The organism is Vibrio mimicus CAIM 602, from assembly GCF_000338875.1.
GTDB classification, from domain to species: Bacteria; Pseudomonadota; Gammaproteobacteria; order Enterobacterales; family Vibrionaceae; genus Vibrio; species Vibrio mimicus.
The window spans coordinates 144,953-165,578 of record NZ_AOMO01000033.1 but is presented as its reverse complement, the minus strand read 5'-3'; the positions used below and the strand labels follow the sequence as shown (position 1 = coordinate 165,578).

At 46.8% G+C, this 20,626-nt stretch carries 14 protein-coding genes, 6 tRNA genes and 1 rRNA gene; 14 read left to right on the top strand and 7 right to left on the bottom strand.

What is annotated here, in order from left to right; all coding sequences use genetic code 11:
• Window positions 1-108 precede the first annotated feature (108 nt).
• Both rrf and D908_RS08125 read left to right on the top strand, forming a co-directional pair.
• Window positions 109-224 (top strand): 5S ribosomal RNA (gene rrf / locus D908_RS08120).
• A gap of 47 nt (window positions 225-271) precedes the next feature.
• Window positions 272-362 (top strand) — tRNA-Ser (locus tag D908_RS08125).
• A gap of 111 nt (window positions 363-473) precedes the next feature.
• On the opposite strand, the gene ilvY is transcribed toward D908_RS08125, so the two are convergent.
• Window positions 474-1,370, bottom strand: coding sequence for an HTH-type transcriptional activator IlvY (ilvY, locus tag D908_RS08130; protein WP_001022802.1), 897 nt, complete (start codon window positions 1,368-1,370; stop codon window positions 474-476).
• Window positions 1,371-1,508: 138 nt separating this feature from the next.
• Between ilvY and ilvC the strand changes: the two genes are divergently transcribed.
• Window positions 1,509-2,993 (top strand): ketol-acid reductoisomerase, encoded by a 1,485-nt coding sequence (ilvC, locus tag D908_RS08135; RefSeq protein ID WP_005524939.1) that lies wholly within the window; start codon window positions 1,509-1,511, stop codon window positions 2,991-2,993.
• Window positions 2,994-3,133: 140 nt separating this feature from the next.
• Here ilvC and ubiK read toward each other — a convergent pair whose 3' ends face one another.
• The 4 genes from ubiK to vexR form a co-directional block, all read right to left on the bottom strand.
• Window positions 3,134-3,385 (bottom strand): ubiquinone biosynthesis accessory factor UbiK, encoded by a 252-nt coding sequence (gene ubiK / locus D908_RS08140; protein ID WP_000458935.1) that lies wholly within the window; start codon window positions 3,383-3,385, stop codon window positions 3,134-3,136.
• Between the two features lie 118 nt (window positions 3,386-3,503).
• Window positions 3,504-6,614 carry a multidrug efflux RND transporter permease subunit VexB gene (gene vexB, locus D908_RS08145; RefSeq protein ID WP_001212856.1) on the bottom strand — a complete coding sequence of 1,037 codons (3,111 nt, stop codon included), beginning with the start codon at window positions 6,612-6,614 and terminating at the stop codon, window positions 3,504-3,506.
• Window positions 6,615-6,625: 11 nt separating this feature from the next.
• Window positions 6,626-7,732 carry a multidrug efflux RND transporter periplasmic adaptor subunit VexA gene (vexA, locus tag D908_RS08150; RefSeq protein ID WP_000759343.1) on the bottom strand — a complete coding sequence of 369 codons (1,107 nt, stop codon included), beginning with the start codon at window positions 7,730-7,732 and terminating at the stop codon, window positions 6,626-6,628.
• Between the two features lie 18 nt (window positions 7,733-7,750).
• Entirely contained in the window at window positions 7,751-8,323 is a 573-nt protein-coding gene (gene vexR / locus D908_RS08155; protein WP_000929643.1) for a TetR family transcriptional regulator VexR, read from the bottom strand.
• 170 nt (window positions 8,324-8,493) lie between these two features.
• Between vexR and rep the strand changes: the two genes are divergently transcribed.
• Window positions 8,494-10,509, top strand: a complete 2,016-nt coding sequence (rep, locus tag D908_RS08160; RefSeq protein WP_005524938.1) for a DNA helicase Rep — start codon at window positions 8,494-8,496, stop codon at window positions 10,507-10,509.
• 61 nt (window positions 10,510-10,570) lie between these two features.
• Here rep and D908_RS08165 read toward each other — a convergent pair whose 3' ends face one another.
• A complete protein-coding gene (locus tag D908_RS08165; RefSeq protein ID WP_005509770.1) occupies window positions 10,571-10,978 on the bottom strand; it encodes a c-type cytochrome in 408 nt (135 codons plus the stop codon).
• Between the two features lie 292 nt (window positions 10,979-11,270).
• On the opposite strand from D908_RS08165, the gene D908_RS08170 reads away from it, so the two are divergent.
• The 10 genes from D908_RS08170 (at window position 11,271) to D908_RS08215 (ending at window position 19,183) form a co-directional block, all read left to right on the top strand.
• A tRNA-Arg gene (locus tag D908_RS08170) sits at window positions 11,271-11,347 on the top strand.
• A 36-nt stretch (window positions 11,348-11,383) separates the two neighbouring features.
• Window positions 11,384-11,459, top strand: a tRNA-His gene (locus D908_RS08175).
• Window positions 11,460-11,521: 62 nt separating this feature from the next.
• Window positions 11,522-11,598 (top strand) — tRNA-Pro (locus D908_RS08180).
• Between the two features lie 71 nt (window positions 11,599-11,669).
• A tRNA-His gene (locus D908_RS08185) sits at window positions 11,670-11,745 on the top strand.
• Between the two features lie 61 nt (window positions 11,746-11,806).
• A tRNA-Pro gene (locus D908_RS08190) sits at window positions 11,807-11,883 on the top strand.
• A 740-nt stretch (window positions 11,884-12,623) separates the two neighbouring features.
• A complete protein-coding gene (locus D908_RS08195) occupies window positions 12,624-14,339 on the top strand; it encodes a dipeptide ABC transporter ATP-binding protein (protein ID WP_005524932.1) in 1,716 nt (571 codons plus the stop codon).
• A gap of 93 nt (window positions 14,340-14,432) precedes the next feature.
• Window positions 14,433-15,989, top strand: a complete 1,557-nt coding sequence (locus D908_RS08200; protein ID WP_005524930.1) for an ABC transporter substrate-binding protein — start codon at window positions 14,433-14,435, stop codon at window positions 15,987-15,989.
• A gap of 155 nt (window positions 15,990-16,144) precedes the next feature.
• Window positions 16,145-17,122, top strand: coding sequence for an ABC transporter permease (locus tag D908_RS08205; RefSeq protein ID WP_000490814.1), 978 nt, complete (start codon window positions 16,145-16,147; stop codon window positions 17,120-17,122).
• A gap of 2 nt (window positions 17,123-17,124) precedes the next feature.
• Window positions 17,125-18,063 (top strand): ABC transporter permease, encoded by a 939-nt coding sequence (locus D908_RS08210; RefSeq protein WP_001277190.1) that lies wholly within the window; start codon window positions 17,125-17,127, stop codon window positions 18,061-18,063.
• Window positions 18,064-18,238: 175 nt separating this feature from the next.
• Entirely contained in the window at window positions 18,239-19,183 is a 945-nt protein-coding gene (locus tag D908_RS08215) for a hypothetical protein (protein ID WP_005524929.1), read from the top strand.
• Between the two features lie 79 nt (window positions 19,184-19,262).
• Here the strand turns inward: D908_RS08215 and gorA are convergent, their stop codons facing one another.
• A complete protein-coding gene (gorA, locus tag D908_RS08220; RefSeq protein ID WP_005524928.1) occupies window positions 19,263-20,618 on the bottom strand; it encodes a glutathione-disulfide reductase in 1,356 nt (451 codons plus the stop codon).
• Window positions 20,619-20,626 lie beyond the last annotated feature (8 nt).

The following is a 20,626-nucleotide window of genomic DNA, read 5'->3' as shown; positions in this document are numbered from 1 at the left end:
GTGAGGCTTAACCATACAACACCCAAGGGGTTTTGTAGTGGACTCAATAGCTAAGCGCATAAGAATGTGTGTGAGAATGAAAACAGCTTTCCGAATTTTAAGAATTTGCTTGGCGACCATAGCGTTTTGGACCCACCTGATTCCATCCCGAACTCAGAAGTGAAACGAAACAGCGTCGATGGTAGTGTGGGGTCTCCCCATGTGAGAGTAGAACATCGCCAGGCTTTTAATCTCGCTGATAGTGTCACCACGCTATTAGCACACAATTTGCGGAGAGATGGCTGAGTGGTTGAAAGCACCGGTCTTGAAAACCGGCGATGGTTAATAGCTATCCTAGGGTTCAAATCCCTATCTCTCCGCCACTATTAAGAAAGGCCGCTGATAATTCAGCGGCCTTTTTGCATTTCTGTAATTTTGATTTTCGATATCTAGGTTATCAATAAAGTAGCGATAACCTATTTTTCTAAAGTTCTTTATTTATCAACAACGCTTTTCTTTATAGAAACAACCCGCCACAGAGCTTGGACAAGTGGGTTGTCTAGTTGTGAACGTTTACAACAAACACCTAGTTGAAAGGGTTTTATCGGCATGAAGTTTAAGCGCTGAACCTTCTCACGAACTGGACTATTGTTGATAACCACATCCGGAGCAATCCCTACCCCACATCCTAGAGCGACTAAACTGACTATCGCTTCATGCCCTGCGATCTGGGCGTAGATATTGGGTTTAATCTTCATCTGCTTAAACCAAGTATTGGCTCTATCTCGTGCAGTACCTGACTCTGGGACAATAAACGGAATTTCATTCCAATTGGGCTGATCTTTTTGTAGTTCATCGACAAAGCTGCTGATCCCAAGCGGTGCAATGACTGACAACGGAATCTCGCTGATAGTGGCGAACTCGATGCGGCTCGGCAGTTGTTCTGGCATAGCCGAAATCGCAATATCGGCTTCGTCTTGCAGAATCTTATCGATCGCTTGCGCAGGATCACCAGTCAGCAATTTGAATTCGATATACGGGTGTTTGAGGCGAAATGAACTGAGTAACTCTGGTAGATGGCTATAGCTGGCGGTAACGGAACAGAATAGTTTTATCTCACCGCGCAGCTCTTGGCTATGGTCATTGAGTTCAGTAGTGAGTTGTCGCCAATCGTTAATAATGCGTGCCGCGACAGGAAGTAATCGATGAGCGGCTGGTGTCAATTCGACACTGCGATTATCGCGCAGAAATAGCGTGTGGCCTAAGTCCTGCTCAAGCTTCTGTATTTGTCGACTTAGAGCGGAAGGGCTGAGATGCATCGCCGCCGCCGTTTTACTGAAGTTTTTGCAGTCACAAAGATGGATGAATATCTGCAAGGTTTTGATGTTCACAAAAGAGTCCTATGTTGCATTTATTGCAATAACTAGTTGTGAATATATCACTTTGCGCAATTTTGTCTCTGGCTTAGTATGAGCTTATTCGGTCACGTCGCACCGACTTAACGGAATCACTTATAAAGGAGCACCCACATGGCGAATTATTTCAATACGCTCAACTTGCGTGAACAGTTGGATCAACTTGGTCGTTGCCGTTTTATGGCGCGTGAAGAGTTTGCAACCGAAGCTGACTACCTAAAAGGTAAGAAAGTGGTGATCGTGGGCTGTGGTGCTCAAGGCCTGAACCAAGGCCTAAACATGCGTGATTCTGGTTTAGATGTTTCTTACGCTTTGCGTCAGGCTGCGATTGATGAACAGCGTCAGTCATTCAAAAATGCAAAAAACAATGGTTTTAACGTTGGCAGTTATGAGCAACTCATTCCGACGGCGGATTTGGTGGTTAACCTGACTCCTGATAAGCAGCATACCAGTGTTGTTAATGCCGTTATGCCACTGATGAAGCAAGGTGCAGCGCTAGGTTACTCACACGGTTTTAATATCGTTGAAGAGGGCATGCAGATCCGTAAAGACATCACGGTAGTGATGGTGGCACCCAAATGCCCTGGTACGGAAGTTCGTGAAGAATATAAACGTGGTTTTGGTGTTCCGACGCTGATCGCAGTTCACCCAGAAAATGATCCACAAGGTGAAGGTTGGGAAATTGCTAAAGCGTGGGCAGCTGCAACAGGTGGCCATCGCGCAGGTTGTTTGGCTTCTTCTTTTGTTGCGGAAGTAAAATCTGATCTGATGGGCGAGCAAACCATTTTGTGTGGCATGCTGCAAGCGGGTTCTATCGTCTGTTACGAGAAGATGGTTGCTGATGGTATCGATCCTGGTTATGCAGGTAAGCTTCTACAATTTGGTTGGGAAACCGTGACTGAAGCACTGAAGTTTGGTGGTATCACGCATATGATGGATCGCCTCTCTAACCCTGCCAAAATCAGAGCATTTGAGTTGTCTGAAGAGCTGAAAGATTTGATGCGTCCTCTGTACAACAAGCATATGGATGACATCATCTCTGGCCATTTCTCAAGCACCATGATGGCTGACTGGGCGAATGACGATAAAGATCTGTTTGGCTGGCGTGCAGAAACGGCTGAGACTGCATTCGAGAACTACCCAACAACAGATGTGAAAATTGCAGAACAAGAATACTTTGACAACGGTATTCTAATGATTGCAATGGTGCGCGCTGGGGTTGAGCTAGCGTTTGAAGCAATGACTGCATCAGGCATCATCGATGAATCCGCTTACTATGAATCACTGCATGAGTTACCACTGATTGCGAATACTGTGGCTCGTAAACGTCTGTATGAAATGAACGTGGTGATTTCTGACACGGCTGAGTACGGTAACTACCTGTTTGCGAATGTTGCTGTGCCGCTGCTGCGTGAAAAGTTCATGCCGAAAGTAGGCACGGATGTTATTGGCAAAGGTTTGGGTGCGCTATCTAATCAAGTGGATAACGCAACGCTTATCGAAGTGAACAGCATCATCCGCAACCATCCAGTGGAGTACATTGGCGAAGAATTGCGTGGCTATATGAAAGATATGAAGCGTATCGCGGTGGGTGATTAATTCCTTAATTTAGTTTTCCAAAGCAAGCACAACAACACAATATAATAAAAACCAAGAAGGCTTAGTCGAATGACTAAGCCTTTCTTTATTGGGTCACTAAGCGACTGAGCACTTACGTGTTTAGTGTATGACTCTAGTGCTTATTTATCTGCTAACTTGGCTTCGAGTTCGGCCATTTTCTGTTCTAATTCGGTCAGCTTCTGGCGAGTACGTAATAAAACTTGGGTCTGAACATCAAACTCTTCACGGCTTACCACATCCAGTTTATTGAGTTGGCCTTGAATGACCTGACGCACTTTCTGTTCTACATCAGCACCCAGTTCTTTCACGGGTTGTGGCATGGCTTCATGGATTTGCTTGGCGATCTGCTCGAGTTTCTTTGCATCAAACATAGTTATTACTCCTGTTAAGTTGTCAACATTCTATGCAATTCAGCTGGTGATGTCGTTAGATTAGGCAATAAAAAAGGCCATCGAAATGGCCTTTTGTGATTGAGTCTGAGAGCTGGGATTACAGTTGACGATGAGCGGCTTTCGCTTCGTCAATACGTGCCAACTTCTCCAGATCTTTGTCTTCGACAAACACCGGCAGTGGTTTGTGTTTCTCTGCGAGGTAGCTGTAAATCACAGGTAGTACAAACAGAGTAAACAGTGTACCAATCGCCAAACCAGAGACGATAACGATACCGATACTGAAGCGCTGTGCTGCACCAGCCCCTGTTGCGTACATCAGAGGGATAAGGCCTGCGATCATCGCCGCAGTAGTCATCAGGATTGGACGCAGACGCACTTTCGCAGCATGCATGACGGCATCGATACGACTGAGTTTGTTGTGTAGTTGCTCTTCTTTAGCGACTTCACAGATCAAAATACCGTGCTTGGTGATAAGACCCACTAGGGTGATCAAACCTACTTGCGAATAGATGTTCATCGTCGCAGTACCCCAAGCCAGTGCGATCAACGCACCACAGACGGCGAGCGGTACAGACACCATGATCACCAGCGGATCTTTCAATGATTCAAACTGAATCGCTAGAACCAAGAAGATGATCGCCAATGCCAGACCAAACGTCGCGTAGAGTGCGCTACCTTCAGTGACGTACTGGCGAGCTTCACCCATGTAGTCATGGCTGTAGCCTTTTGGTAGTTTGCTGCTTGCCAAGTTTTCAAACCAATTGATGGCATCACCCATTGCTGTACCCGGTGAAGGTACTGCACCTACGGTTGCAGAGTTCAACTGGTTGAAGTGTGGCAGAGAGCGAGGCTCAGCGACGACATCAATCGTGATTAGGCTGCCCAATGGAATCACTTTGCCATCCGCCGCACGAACATAATAGTTGTTCATGGATTCTGGGTTGAGACGCCATTTACGTTCAACTTGTGGGATCACTTCGTAAGAACGGCCGTTGAGGTCGATACGGTTAACATAACCGTCGGCCATCATGGTGCTGAGAGTGATACCAATGTCTTGCATGGTCACGCCGTAAGCACCGGCTTTGTCTTTATCGATATTGATCTTCATCGTTGCCGAATCGAAGTTGAGGTCAAGATCCGAGTACACGAACATTGGGCTTGATTTTACTTCGGTCAGAATGTCAGTCGCGATAGTAAACAGACTTTCAAAGCTGTTTGGTGTCGTGATCACAAACTGGATCGGCAGACCTGAACCTGCACCAGGTAGCTCTGGCATCTGGAACGCGGTTACTGCCATACCTGGGATCTCTTTTACCAAGGTTCCCACACGGTTAGTCACTTCCTCTTGGCTCGCTTCACGCTGACTCCATGGCACCATAGAGGCAATACCAAATGCCTGATTCGAGTTAGGAACACCGGTAAACACCTGAGCAAACTGTACTTCTGGCTGATCAGACAGAATTTGGTTCACATCGTCCATGGTGTTTGCCAGATAGTCGAGGTTAGCGTTGGAAGGGCCAGTACCCATCAACATGACTACCCCTTTATCTTCCGAAGGAGCCAGTTCACTAGGGATGAACTTAAACAGCATTGGAAGGCTAGCAAATACGATAAATGCAAACGCGATAACAACAGGACGATGCGCCATTACTGCGCTGAGCATGCGCTCATAGCGAGCTGTCATGCGATCCAGTAAATGATGTACTTTAAGTTCAAACTTGTTCGGCGTTTCATTCGCCTTGAGCATTTTTGAACACATCATCGGTGACAAAGTCAGCGCGATGATACCGGATACAAATACTGAACCTGCCAGTGTCAGAGCAAACTCTTTAAACAGCGCACCCGTAATACCGCCCATCAAAGCAATTGGCGCATATACCGCACCTAAGGTGAGGGTCATGGCAATAACCGGGATGGCGATTTCACGTGTACCAATGATGGCTGCACGGAAAGGTGATTCTCCTTCTTTAATATGACGGTCAACGTTCTCCAGAACCACGATCGCATCATCCACCACCAGACCGATGGCGAGTACCATGGCGAGCAGAGTCATCAGGTTCCAAGAGAAGCCCATCATCTGCATCACCATTGCCACACCAATCAGTGAAAGTGGGATGGTTACAATCGGGATCAACACAGCACGCAGCGAGCCCAAGAAGAGCGTAATTACCACCAGAACGATCAGCGCTGCTTCAACGATGGTTTTGATAACCTCGTGGATAGATTCGTTGATCGCGACCGTTGAGTCATACAACACGTTCATCTTGATGTTGCTTGGCATGTTCTTCTGCAACTCTGGCAGCATCTCAAGTACATCTTTCGCGATATTGATCGGGTTAGCACTTGGCGCAGCATTGATAGCCGCTACCACAGCTTCACGGCCGTTAGCACTTGCGCGATAAGTATCATGGCTTTTTGCCAAGGTAACTTTAGCAATATCACCTAAGCGAGTGACATTACCTTTTTCGGCTTTAACAACCAGATTTTCCAGTTCTTCAACCGTAGAAACCTGAGTATCGGCACTACCGTTATAAAGTACGAACTCACCGATCGCTTGGCCTGTGGCTGACTGGTAGTTGTTGGCATTGAGAACGCTCATAACATCGGAAGCCGACATATTGAGTGCTGCCATTTTGGCAGGATCAAGCCATACGCGCAGAGCGTATTTCATACCACCGTACAGATCGATACTAGAAACACCGTTGACCGCGTAAAGTTGTGGATTAACCACACGCTCTAAGTAGTCAGTGATCTGGCTAGACGCTAAATCTTCACTGGTAAAACCAATATACAGAACCGCAGTGGTTGAACCCGTCGACATCGTTACTGTTGGGTCTTCCGCTTCTTTTGGTAATTGCGAACGAACCGAATTGGTTTTCGCCAGTACATCAGACAACGCCGCGTTAGGGTCGGTGTTGAGCTTCATGGTTACCGTAATGGTGGAGCGACCGAGTACTGACTGTGACGTCATGTAATCAATGTTATCCGCCTGTGCCACCGCTTGCTCCAAAGGCTGAGTAATGAAGCCTTGGACGAGATCGGCACTTGCCCCATAGTAACTGGTGGTTACCGTTACTACGGTATTGGTCATTTCAGGGTATTCACGTACCTGCATTTTGAATACGGCTTGTAAACCAAGCAGTACGATCAAAAAGCTGATGGATACCGCTAAAACCGGACGTTTTATAAAAACATCAGTAAAGCGCATGATGCCTCCGCTTACAGCATTGGGGTTTCTGCTGGTGGTGTAGTCGCATCACTTTCAACAATACGAACTTTAGCACCATTACTTAGACGAACCTGACCCGTTGTGACAACAACATCGCCTGGTTTCACGCCTTCAAGAATGTGAGCGATAGATTCGGTGCGCTCACCCACTTTCACCACATGTTGCTGTACACGCTTCTCGCCATTTTCTTCGGTCACAATGAAGACATTGTCGCCATAGAGTGTGTAGGTGATAGCGGTTTGTGGCAGGGTTACTTGGTTTTCCAGCTTCGGCAGAATGATGTTGGCACGCGCAAACATACCGCTGCGCAGCTTGCCATCACTATTTGGAATGTTCGCTTGCACTTGGATCAGGCCACTTTGTACGCTCACCGCAGGTTCAATTGCTGAAATTGAGCCTTTAAATGAGGTTTGTGGATAGGCATCGACAAAAATATCGACTTCCTGATTGAGTGAAATTCGCGAAATATCGGTTTGTGGCACGGTAAAACGTAGGCGCATGACGCTAGTGTCTTCCAAACGCACAATATCGGTACCTGGTTGTAGATATTGGCCTAGGAACACGTTACGAATACCGATGACACCGGCAAAAGGTGCTTTGATTTCACGGCGCGCAATACTGGCTTTCAGGCTTTCAATATCTGCTGCCAGAGCATAGTAGTTTGCTTCCGCTTCATCGTAAGACTCTTTAGAGATAGAGCCTTTAGCAAATAGCCCTTTGTAGCGCTCATATTTGGCTTTAGCGGCTGGTAGGCGAGCTTCAGAACTCTTTAAGTTGGCCTTTTCTACCGCAGAATCGAGTAGTACCAGTGGCTGGTCTTTTGATACTTGAGTGCCTGATTCAAAGGAGATTTGATCAATTACACCAGAGGTTTCACTGGTCAAAGTCACCCCTTGATTCGGCTCAATAAAACCGATCGCTTCAATCACTGGTACCCAATCAACTGGATTGACAGAAGTAACTGTCACCGGAAACTCAGGTTCAGGACGATTGGCGAGATACTCGGCAATTTTCTTTTGTTTGAAAAGATTGAAGCCTATCACACTGCCAAACAGCAGGATGGCGATAAGCAACATAAAGAATGTCCACTTTTTCATTCTGGTGCGAACTCCAAATTAGTGTTGAGTAATGGCATCCCAACTGGCTTGAATCATCGCATCGAGGGTTGAGTCATCCAGTTGATAAAAACCTAAAGTGTATTGACGAGCAAGAGTGACAGTGGTTTCAAAACTCAACGCAGAAAGAAGATGGTTGTCGAGAGGTTTGAAGAGTCCCTGCTGTTTTCCTTGGTCGAACAGTAATTCGACTTTGGCAAACATTTTCTGCTCTAGTTCCCTTACATTGCAACAAGTTGTTGTTGGTAAAGACTCATACTGCACCCGATTACTGATAATGTCACGAGAAGAGCCAGCCAACGTCCAAATATTAAGCCACATAGTACGGAAGCGTTCTTGCAAAGACATGTCATCTTGAATATTGGCTTGTACTGCATCTGCGATTCGTTGGCTGACATGCAAACGTACTTCGGTCAGCAAATGATCTTTATCGCGGAAATAAAGATAAATAGTACCAGTCGCCACATTCGCTTCCTTTGCAACTTTATGCATTGAGAGTCCTTGAAAGCCTTGTTCAGCAATCAATTTTTCTGCAGCGATTAGGATCTGGAGCTGTTTATCACAGTGAGCCATTTTTGAGATCACATTTCTCTGAAAATGAACGTTTGTTCATTATAGCTGCTAATCCCCCCTGTTTTGCAATACACTTGTGCAGTAAAATTTTGTAAATGCAGTTTCTTTGTTGGTAATCCAAGGCTGGCAGATTATTATTGGCGGCTGAAATGAAGAGGATTAAGAGCACAATGAAGCTGAACCCAAGACAAGATGAAGCCGTCAAATTCGTCTCCGGACCCTGTCTGGTGCTGGCGGGTGCGGGTTCGGGTAAAACCCGCGTTATCACCAATAAAATTGCTTATCTGGTTCAGCAGTGTGGTTATAAAGCACGCAATATTGCCGCAGTAACGTTCACCAATAAAGCCGCGCGCGAGATGAAAGAGCGGGTTGCTCAGACCTTGGGTAAAGCTGAATCGCGTGGGTTAATGGTTTCGACTTTTCATACCTTGGGACTCAATATCATCCGACGTGAATACAAACAGCTTGGCCTCAAAGCGGGTTTTTCATTGTTTGATGACCAAGATCAGATGGCTCTTCTCAAAGAGTTGACTGAAAAGCAGCTCGATGGTGATAAAGATTTACTGCGTTTGCTACTCAGCACCATTTCCAACTGGAAAAACGACATGCTGACCCCACAGCAAGCCAAAGCGATGGCGCAAGGTGAACAGCAACAGCTTTTTGCACATTGTTTCGAGCTATACCAAAAACAGATGCAGTCTTACAACGCGCTCGATTTCGATGATTTGATTTTGCTACCCGTACTGCTACTGCGCAGCAGTGAAGAGGTACGTCAACGTTGGCAAAATCGTATCCGCTATTTGTTGGTGGACGAATATCAAGACACCAACACCAGTCAATATGAGCTTGTAAAACTTCTGGTTGGAGAGCGTGGCCGCTTGACGGTGGTAGGAGATGACGATCAATCCATCTACTCGTGGCGTGGTGCAAAGCCACAAAACTTGGTGCTGCTGGGTGAGGATTTTCCTAATCTAAAACTCATCAAATTGGAGCAAAACTACCGTTCCACGAGCCGTATTTTGCGTGCTGCGAACATCTTGATTGCTAATAACCCCCACGTATATCAAAAAGCGCTGTTTTCTGAGTTGGCGGAAGGGGAAAAGCTCAAAGTTATTCTTGCGAATAATGAAGATGATGAAGCAGAGCGAGTGACCGCGGAAATCATTGCCCATAAGTTTCTTAATCGAACCGAATATCGCGATTACGCAATTTTATATCGTGGTAACCATCAATCGAGGCTGATTGAAAAGTCGCTGACTCAAAACCGTGTGCCGTACAAACTTTCGGGTGGTACCTCCTTTTTTGCGCGAGCAGAAATTAAAGACATCATGGCGTACCTACGTGTGTTAGTGAACCCGGATGATGACAACGCTTTCCTGCGTATTGTAAATACCCCAAAGCGTGAGATCGGCCCTGCAACTCTTGAGAAGCTTGGCAGTTACGCCAATATGCGTGGAAAAAGCCTATTTGCCGCGAGTTTTGAACTCGGGTTAGAGCAGCATTTGAGTGGGCGAGGGCTAGATAATTTACGTCATTTCACTGAATGGTTGGTGGCGATTGCCGATAATGCTGAACGAGGTAATACCGTTGAAGCTGTACGCTCGTTGGTACGTGATATTCGCTATGAAGACTGGTTGTATGAAACATCAGCCAGCCCGAAAGCGGCTGAAATGCGCATGAAAAACGTCTCCGATCTCTATTCATGGATTGTGGCTGACTTGGAAGGTGATAATCCAGATCAGCAAGAGAAGACCCTTAAAGAAGTGGTACAGCGTTTGACCCTGCGTGACATGATGGAGCGCGGTGAAGAGAACGATGACAGTGATGCGGTGCAATTGATGACACTGCACGCTTCGAAAGGCTTGGAATTTCCTTATGTGTATCTGATCGGTGCAGAAGAAGGCATTCTGCCGCACCAAACCAGTATTGATGAGGAAAATGTCGAAGAAGAACGTCGATTAATGTATGTGGGTATCACTCGGGCGCAGCGTGAACTGACGTTCATGGTGTGTAAAGAGCGTCGTCAGTTTGGTGAATTAATCAAACCCTCGCAGAGCCGTTTTTTGGATGAACTGCCTCAAGATGATATCGAATGGGAAGTGAAGAAAAAGCCAGTGAGCCAAGAAGAGCGTATGGTGAAAGGGCAAGCGCATATTGCTAACTTGCGGGCGATGTTTAAGAAGTAATAGATTGCAAAATAAAGAGAGGCTCGCGTAACAAGCCTCTCTTTATTATTTGTATCGTGTATTACAGACCTGCGATCATGTGCTCGATAGCTGCGACGATCTCGTCTTCAGAACAATCCATACAGGTGCCTTTCGGAGGCATAGCATTGAAGCCATTCAGAGCGTGGTTTTTCAACACGTCTTTGCCTTTAGCAATGCGAGGTCCCCAATCGGCCGCATTGCCTGTTTTTGGTGCGCCGGAGATCCCTGCTGAGTGACATGCTGTACAAAAAGTACCGTAGACGGTAGCACCATCACGAGGACCTGACGGAGCCGCTTGAACTGGCTCGCTACCAGCAAGATAAACATTGCCCACCGGCTTAATGCGTTCAGCAATCGCATTTTTATCGGCATCGGTGATGGCAAACGCTGCGGTAGAAAATGTTAGAGCAGCGAACAGTACGCTTAAGAGTGATCGAGACATATCCATTAACTCACTTTACATTCCGAAGGTAAGTGCTGCTTACCTATTTATTTTTAGAGTGTTTCAATTTAACACACGGTAACCGCTGTTAAATCAATGTAAATTTTGGGTGATTATATCCTGAGAAGTTGTTGCAATAAACAACAAGTTGCGATCTTCCGGCGGTGAGTCACATCCTTTATAAGGGAATAGTAGCAAGCATCTGATGAAAAAGGCGTCAAACAGTAAAAAAAAGTAAAAAAAAGTACTAGACGCCCTAATGTGATATACGTATTATTCCACTCCGCCGATAGGGCATGCGCCCGTAGCTCAGCTGGATAGAGCGTTGGCCTCCGGAGCCAAAGGTCGAAGGTTCGAATCCTTTCGGGCGCGCCATATTCGCCTGGGGAATATCGGTAAAGAATTTCAGTGGTGGCTATAGCTCAGTTGGTAGAGCCCCGGATTGTGATTCCGGTTGTCGTGGGTTCGAGTCCCATTAGCCACCCCATTTATTTCGGTGATATTTGATTATCTCCAGTCTTAAGATCAGCTTCTTAAGCAAAACAAAGTCGGTGAATAGCGCAGTTTGGTAGCGCATCTGGTTTGGGACCAGAGGGTCGGGGGTTCGAATCCCTCTTCACCGACCACTTATTGAAAGACTAGGCGGTTAGCGTGGTCTGAAATAACGGCAGACAAGCGGTTATTGCAAGTTTCAGTGGTGGCTATAGCTCAGTTGGTAGAGCCCCGGATTGTGATTCCGGTTGTCGTGGGTTCGAGTCCCATTAGCCACCCCATTTATTTCGGTGATAATTGATTATCTCCAGTCTTAAGACCAGTTTCTTAAGCAAAACAAGTCGGTGAATAGCGCAGTTTGGTAGCGCATCTGGTTTGGGACCAGAGGGTCGGGGGTTCGAATCCCTCTTCACCGACCACTATTCAAAGCCTCAGCAATCGCTGAGGCTTTTTTCATTTCTGTCTCCCGCATGAGTTTTCAGCCACTACTCTCATTCTTACCGTGACATTGGTGTATCCCGCTTCTTTTTTGGCTCTGTCCCGTTTTCAGTTTTTCTGATTGTTCATGATGAAATTGCGATCTTATCGGCATTTCATCGTTATTCCTCTACAAAGGCCAAATCTTCCTACTATGGTTACTTTGATTCTCTGTACGGTTCAATGGTTTTTTCTGAAATTAAAGTTGGCTTTGGTGATGATTATCGGATTTTTAAACTGGTTATTTGGTTTTTGGCTAGGTTAATTTCTGGATTTTGAAGGAGTTTCTTGGTTAATTGTTTTAATGTTGTTAAAAGTTAATTTATTACAGAAAGAAAAGTTATGCGTTGATTGTTTTATCTCCTGTTATGGATTTCATGATTAGCAGCAACAAACACCAACCTCATGGAGAAGATCTAAAAATATTAAAAATGGTAAGACCAATAAAATATGTGATTTTTTTGCATATTGAACAATTTCTGGAAATTGTTTCTGCTTAATGGCGATTTTTTATCCTCTCTTTGTTGCTTTTGTGTGAAAGATTTGCCAAATTGAGAACCTTATAAATTGTCAGAATATTGTTCTGATTCGAACGGATGCAAAATGTACATCAGCCACGTCTTTTTCGCTGATGTGCTTCAGACAGGGCAGGTTACTGCCACAGCAGTAGAGGTCTGATGGAATGTCACTTTTAGAAGTAAAAAATCTTAGAATTGAATACCCTTCTCGTCACGGTGTGCACGCGGCGGTTAAATCGCTCACGCTGGATATTCAGCGTGGTGAAATCGTCGGTGTTGTTGGTGAATCCGGAGCCGGAAAATCAACCGTAGGTAATGCGGTTATCGATTTATTAAGCCCACCGGGAACCATTGCGGGTGGTGAAGTCTATTTAAACGGTGAGAAAATTTCTGGTTTGTCACCACAAGCCATGCGTGAAGTGCGCGGTAGTAAAATCGGTTTTATTTTCCAAGATCCGATGACCTCATTGAACCCGTTGTTTACTGTTGAACATCAGTTAACAGAAACCATTCATGCCAACATGCAGGCCAGTTCGCAAGAGGCGTATCAACGTGCTTTATCGCTGATGAAACAAGTAGGCATTCCTCAGCCAGAAAACCGTCTCAAGCAATACCCTCACCAATTCTCGGGCGGCATGCGTCAACGCGTAGTCATTGCAATTGCGCTGGCTGGTGAACCGGATCTGATCATTGCTGATGAGCCAACCACGGCACTCGATGTATCAATTCAAGACCAAATTCTTAATCTTATTCGTGAGTTATGTAAGAAGAATAATGTGGGTTGCATGTTGGTTACCCACGATATGGGGGTGGTATCGAATGTCACAGATCGTGTCGCGGTGATGTACCGTGGTGATTTGGTGGAATTTGGCCCAACAGCGAAAGTGCTTGGAACTCCGGAACACCCTTATACGCGCAGCTTGATTTCTGCGGTTCCGCGCTCAGATCGCAAACTCGACCGTTTTCCTCTGGTGAGTTATATCGAAGAAGCAAAAGAGCTCAAACCTTTGGATGTGAAGAACCATTGGTTGGGGCAAAGCCAAGATCACCGCAAATACAGTGGCCCACTGCTGAAAGTGGAAAATGTAAATCTACGCTTCGTTACCAAAGATTCGTTGTTTGAAAGCCGCCGTGAGTATGTGCAAGCGTCGAATAATGTGAGTTTTGAAGTGCACGAAGGGGAAACCTTTGGGTTGGTGGGTGAATCGGGTTCAGGTAAATCCACTATTGCGCGAGTGATTGCCGGTTTGTATCAACCTAATGATGGTCGAGTGACTTTTGAAGGCATCGATTTAACCGCGATGAAGTCGGAACATGAACGCCGTCCACTGCGTCGCCAAATGCAGATGGTGTTCCAAAACCCATATACTTCGATGAATCCACGGATGAAGATTTTCGACATCATCGCGGAGCCGATCCGTTTTCACAAACTGACTCGCAATGAGAGTGAAACGCGGCAAATCGTGAACGATCTGCTTGAGCATGTTGGCTTAGGCAAGATGGCCGGTGTGAAATATCCACATGAATTCTCAGGTGGTCAGCGTCAACGGATCTCGATTGCTCGTGCGCTCGCCACCCGTCCACGTCTTCTGATTTGTGATGAACCTACGTCGGCGCTGGATGTGTCGGTGCAGGCGCAAATCCTTAACTTGCTCAAAGATCTGCAAGATGAGCTCAATCTCACCATGCTGTTTATCAGCCATGATTTGCCAGTGATCCGCCAGATGTGTGATCGCGTGGGGGTGATGCAGATGGGCACACTGTTAGAAGTTGCGCCAACCGAGCAACTCTTTACGGATCCACAGCACGAATACAGTAAGAAATTGATTTCCTTAATGCCTGAATTTACAGGCTTACGCGAAAGCACTACGGCAGCATAGCCGTTAACCATGGACCAACTTTCCGGTTGGCGATTGTTACAAAAGCAAATACAACAAACTAGGGATCTGGATTCCCGCATAAGGAGTTATGCAATGAAAACCATGAAAAACAAACTGGCGTTGGCTTTGATAGCGGCTGGCTTGAGTTTTGGTGCGATGGCAGCGGACATTACCGTGGCTTACGACGCTGACCCTGTCTCAATGGACCCGCATGAGCAGCTGTCTGGCGGTACACTGCAACTGTCGCACATGGTCTTTGATCCACTTATTCGCTTTACACAAAAAATGGAATTTGAACCACGTCTGGCAGAATCTTGGCAGCGTATTGATAACGAAACCATGCGTTTCACTTTACGCAAAGGAGTGAAGTTCCACTCAGGTAACGATTTTACTGCCGACGATGTGGTGTGGACTTTCAACCGTCTGAAACAATCGCCTGACTTCAAAGGGATTTTTGAACCGCTGGTTTCACTGACCAAGGTGGATGATTACACCGTTGAAATCAAAACCGCTGGAACCTATCCACTGATTGAAAACGTAGCGACTTACATCTTCCCAATGGACAGCAAGTTCTACTCAGGAACAACGACTGATGGCAAAGATAAAGGGGAAATCGTTAAGCACGGTAACTCTTACGCTTCTGAGCACATTTCAGGCACAGGCCCATTTACGGTAGCGGGGCGTGAGCAAGGCGTGAAGCTCGAATTCCAACGCAATCCAAATTACTGGGATAAAGCGTCTAAAGGTAACGTGGACAAGCTGACGCTGGCAGTAATCAAAGAAGATGCCACTCGTGTTGCAGCTCTGCTGTCTGGCGGCGTTGACATGATTGCGCCTGTATCTCCAAATGATTACAAGCGTATCCAAGATGCGAAAGGCGTGGATCTGTTCACTATGCCGGGTACTCGCGTCATTACCTTCCAGATGAACCAAAACAGCAACCCAGCATTGAAAGATGTGCGTGTGCGCCAAGCGATTGTGTATGCCATCAACAATGAAGGGATTGTAGACAAGGTTATGAAAGGTGCGGCAACTACGGCAGCACAGCAAAGCCCAGTTGGCTATGCGGGTTACAATGAGAGCCTCAAACCACGCTTTGATCTCAACAAAGCGAAACAACTGATGAAAGAAGCGGGTTATGAGAAAGGTTTCAACCTAACCATGATCGCGCCAAACAACCGTTACGTGAACGATGAGAAAATCGCACAAGCGGCATCGGCAATGTTGTCGAAAATCGGCATCAAAGTTGACCTGAAAACTATGCCAAAAGCGCAGTACTGGCCTGAGTTTGATAAGTGTGCGGCAGACATTCTGATGATCGGTTGGCACCCAGATACTGAAGACTCAGCGAACTTCACTGAGTTCCTGACTATGACGCGTGATGCGGCAACAGGTAAAGGTCAGTACAACTGTGGTTACTACTCAAATGCGGAAGTGGATAAGTTAGTTCACCAAGCTAACGAAGAAACGGATCTGGAAAAACGTAGCGCTATGCTGAAGAAAGTAGAAGAAATTCTGTATAACGAAGCCGCGTTTGTACCTCTTCATTTCCAAGATCCATCATGGGCAGCCAAAAATACTCTGGATATCGCACCGATCATCAACGGTATGGACTTCCCATACTTCGGTGATCTGGTTGTAAAAGAGTAATTTTTTAAAGACTCATCTCTGCGGGTAGTAACTCGCAGAGTGCGTTCTCGGGTACTTTGCTTTCTTTCAGTCGGGCAAAGTACCCTTTTTAAGGCTGAAAGGTTTTGGCGCTTAATCGCGCGCACAGATTCACATGGAAAGTTAAGGGGCAAGGAATGTTTTCGTTTCTGGTCAAGCGCCTATATCAGGCACTGATAGTGATGTTTGTGATCAGTTTGGTGGCGTTCGCCATTCAGGATAACCTGGGTGATCCGCTGCGTGAGCTTGTCGGTCAGTCGGTTTCGGATGCAGAGCGTCAAGCGCTGCGCGACAAACTTGGCCTCAATGATCCTTTCATTACCAAATATACCCGTTTCGTAACTGCCGCCGTGCAGGGCGATTTGGGCACCTCCTATTTCTTCAAGCGCCCTGCGCTGGAAGTGATTTTTGATAAGCTGGTGGCCACACTGGAGCTGGTGTTTGGCGCTACGCTGATCATCATTGTATTTTCGATACCGCTCGGCGTTTATTCGGCTATTCATCCCAAAAGCTTGTTTACCAAGATAGTGATGGCGGGCAGTAGTATTGGTATCTCCATTCCGGTGTTTTTAACCGCGATTATGTTGATGTACGTATTTTCGATTGAGCTTGGCTGGTTGCCTTCCTACGGGCGTGGAGAAACGGTCAATTTACTTGGCTGGGAGTCTGGCTTTTTCACACTCGATGGTTTGCGTCATCTGGTGTTACCTTCCATTGCTCTGGCATCGATCATGTTGCCGCTGTTTATCCGTCTCGTGCGTTCTGAAATGCTCGAAGTGCTGAGTTCGGAGTACATCAAATTTGCACAAGCGAAAGGTTTGCCGCTCAATAAAATCTATTACCAACATGCGTTGAAAAACACCATGTTGCCAGTATTGACCGTAGGCGGGGTGCAAATCGGTACTATGGTGGCGTACACCATTTTGACGGAAACCGTCTTTCAATGGCCGGGAACAGGCTTCCTGTTTTTGGAGGCGATTAACCGGGTTGATACCCCGCTTATTACAGCGTACGTCATCTTCGTTGGGCTGATTTTTGTGGTGACCAACACCATAGTTGACCTCTTATATGGTCTGATTAACCCTACCGTCAACCTTACTGGCAAAGGAGCTTAACCATGAGTGCAGTATCTACCGCTCCTTCACGCTGGGAGCGCTTTAAGCAGTCGGATTTTCTGTATTATTTTCTACGCGACAAAGTGGCGATGAGCAGCTTTGCGGTGTTTCTGTTGTTTGTGATTGTGGCGATCAGCTCGCCATGGATTGCACCCACAAACCCGTATGATCTCTCTTCGATTGATATTATGGATGCGGAGCTTCCTCCCTCATGGATGGAAGGTGGGAATGAGCATTTTCTGTTAGGAACTGATGAACAAGGGCGCGACATTTTCTCGACGATTTTGTACGGCTCACGTCTCTCTTTGACCATCGGCTTTTTGGCTGTTGGTTTACAGCTTATTTTGGGGATCGTGATTGGTTTGTCGGCGGGCTATTTTGGTGGCCGAATTGATAGCTTTTTGATGCGTTTTGCTGATATTCAGCTCTCATTCTCGACCATGATGGTGGCGATCATTGTTTCGGCGATTTTTAAAGCCAGCTTTGGTGGTGAGTTTTTCAGCCAATACGCCGTCGTGATGTTGGTGGTGATTATCGGTGTGGCCGAGTGGCCGCAATACGCGCGTACTGTGCGTGCCTCTGTGTTGGCGGAAAAGAAAAAAGAGTATGTAGAAGCAGCTCGCGTGATGGGTTTTAAAGCACCACGCATCATGTTTCGCCATATTCTGCCTAACTGTTTATCACCAATCTTGGTTATTTCCACTGTACAAGTCGCCAACGCGATTATGTCGGAAGCGGCACTGTCGTTCCTCGGCTTAGGTTTGCCTGTGGATCAACCGTCACTCGGTTCACTGATTAGTATTGGCTTTACCTACATTTTCTCCGGTGCTTGGTGGATCACCGCGTTTCCCGGTATCGTGTTGGTATTGCTCGTTCTGGTAATTAACCTGCTCGGCGATTGGTTGCGTGATGTGTTTAACCCGAAAATTTACAAAGGGTAAGCGAATCTGATTGATTTGCTTCACAAACTCTCCATAAACTAAGAGCCGTATTCGAATGCGGCTCTTTTTTGGCATTTATTTTTGCTATACCGGATCCCAATAAGTGTTCGACGCAGGATGAAATCGCCTCACTCGAACCCTGATTTCAGTCACAGAGAATTAAGGAGACAAGCGGATGCCAAAATGGATTCTATGCTGCAACCTGAGTGTGGTTTTGCTGTTGCTCTCTCCAATCACGTCAGCCGCGACTACCGATTATTTGTGCGATGCACAGCAAGCGGCGGTCGATCAATTACCTGTGTTGGATGCAGCTTGCCCAATTGGTGATGGTTTGTGGGGGAAAAAACCGAAGTCGGGTGATTCTCTGTTTTGGATCCAGTGCGGCATGCTGAGTAAGCCGATGCCACTCTCGACGGTTAAAGCTATCTACCAGCATATTTCGACCGACATTTGGGTGAAACCAGAACCGAAAGGTTCGCGCTGTTTGATTGGCCCATACACAGATTTCTCTGTTGCCAGCAAAGAGTTGAAAAAGGTGAAGCAACTTTCCACCTTTGAGCAGGCATTTATTCGCCAAGTGGTAAAAAAGTCCGCTAAACAACCGGTGATGAAGTCCAAACCCACTACAACGGCGGTTGCCCCCACCACTACGGTAGCAAACTCTGTCGCTCCGGTGACAAAATCGGTTAGCCCTCCCAAAGTCGTGGAAAAATCAGCACCTGTGACTGCCGCTACCAAACCTAAACCTGCCGCAACACTTAATAGCGTGCCTAAATCAACTGGGAATGGTGATTTTGTCCTGCGTCAGCAAGTGAAAGTGGGGAGCCAAACTTTTGCTCTACCATTTACCGAAAACCCTAAGGTGCAGTTTTACATGGAGCATGATGTGGCGTGGAATCGTCTGGATTATGATGCTGCGCAAATCGTGTGCCGAAATCTCGGCATGCGACTGGTCACTGAGCAAGAGTGGTCGGCATTACTGAGTTCCAAACAGATGCAGCAACATCAATGGCCAGTTCAACTGCCTTATTGGGGAGAAGGGCGTAAAGGATTGTTCACCACAGGTAAAGTTAACAGCCTAAAAGGTGCATCACTGCTCAATGTGGTGTGTGTGAAGTAAAACGTTTCTAAATGATTTGATAAAAAGAAAGCGGCTATGAGCCGCTTTCTTTATTGAACAGAATAGAGTGTCGATGCTGCTAGCGCATCGTGACGAATTCTTCTGAACCCGTTGGGTGAATTGCGACCACGGAATCGAAATCGGCTTTGGTAGCGCCCATTTTCATCGCGACACCAAAACCTTGGATCATCTCATCAACCGCAAAACCGATGCCGTGTAGACCAACCACGGTTTCTTCAGGGCCAGCACAAACCAGCTTCATTTTGCATGGCTGACGGTGAGAGGTGACGGCGGTGTACATAGCGGTGAAGCTGGATTTGTACACTTTCACGTTCTCTGCGCCGTACTGAGCAATCGCTTGTGGCTCCGTCAGGCCAATGGTGCCGATCGGTGGGTGGCTAAACACCACGGTTGGAACCAACTGGTAATCCATCTTAGCGTTCAGTTTGTTGTTAAACAGGCGCTCAGAAAGTTGACGTCCCGCTTTTACGGCAACGGGAGTCAGCTCAATGCCGCCTTCCATGATGTCACCGACACAGTAGATGCCTGCTACGTTGGTGTTTTGGAACTCATCGACCTTGATGTAGCCTTGCTCATTCGTAGCAACGCCCGTTGCAGCAAGGTTGATCGCATCGGTGGCTGGGTGGCGACCGATGGCCCAAATTAGGGTATCAACGTTGTACGTCTGACCATTTTCCAGATGCAGCGTCAGGCTACCATCCGCTTCTTTCACCACTTGTTTTGGCACGCTATGGGTGTGCAGTTGTGGCCCTTCGCTGTTCATCACTTCCACTAAGGTTTCGATGATCATTGGGTCGAAGCTACGCAGTGGTGACTCTTTGCGGCAGAACAGGTGAGTTTCGGTACCTAGCGCATTCAGCACGCCCGCAATTTCTACTGCGATATAGCCAGCACCGATCACGGCAACGCGTTTTGGCTGCTCGCTCAGCTCAAAAAAGCCGTTCGAGTCGATGCCGTATTCTGCGCCTGGAATATTTGGAATGCTTGGGCGACCACCTACGGCAATCAGAATATGGTCAGCCGTGTAAAGCTCGCCATTCACTTCGACGGTTTTCGCATCAACAAATTTCGCAAAACCTTTGATCACCTGAACTTTATTGTTGCCCAGAACACGATCGTAAGATTGATGGATGCGGCCAATGTAGGCTTGGCGGCTTTCAATCAGTTTTGCCCAGTTGAAGTTCTTCACATCGACATCGAAGCCGTAATCTTCCGCATAAAGGTGCATCGCTTCTGCGATTTGCGCGCCGTGCCACATCACCTTTTTCGGTACGCAGCCAACGTTGACACAAGTACCGCCTAAATCTTTGGCTTCGATTAGAGCGACTTTCGCGCCATACATAGCCGCGCGGTTGGCTGAAGCGATACCGCCGCTGCCGCCACCAATACACAGGTAGTCAAAATGTGTTGCCATTACTTTCT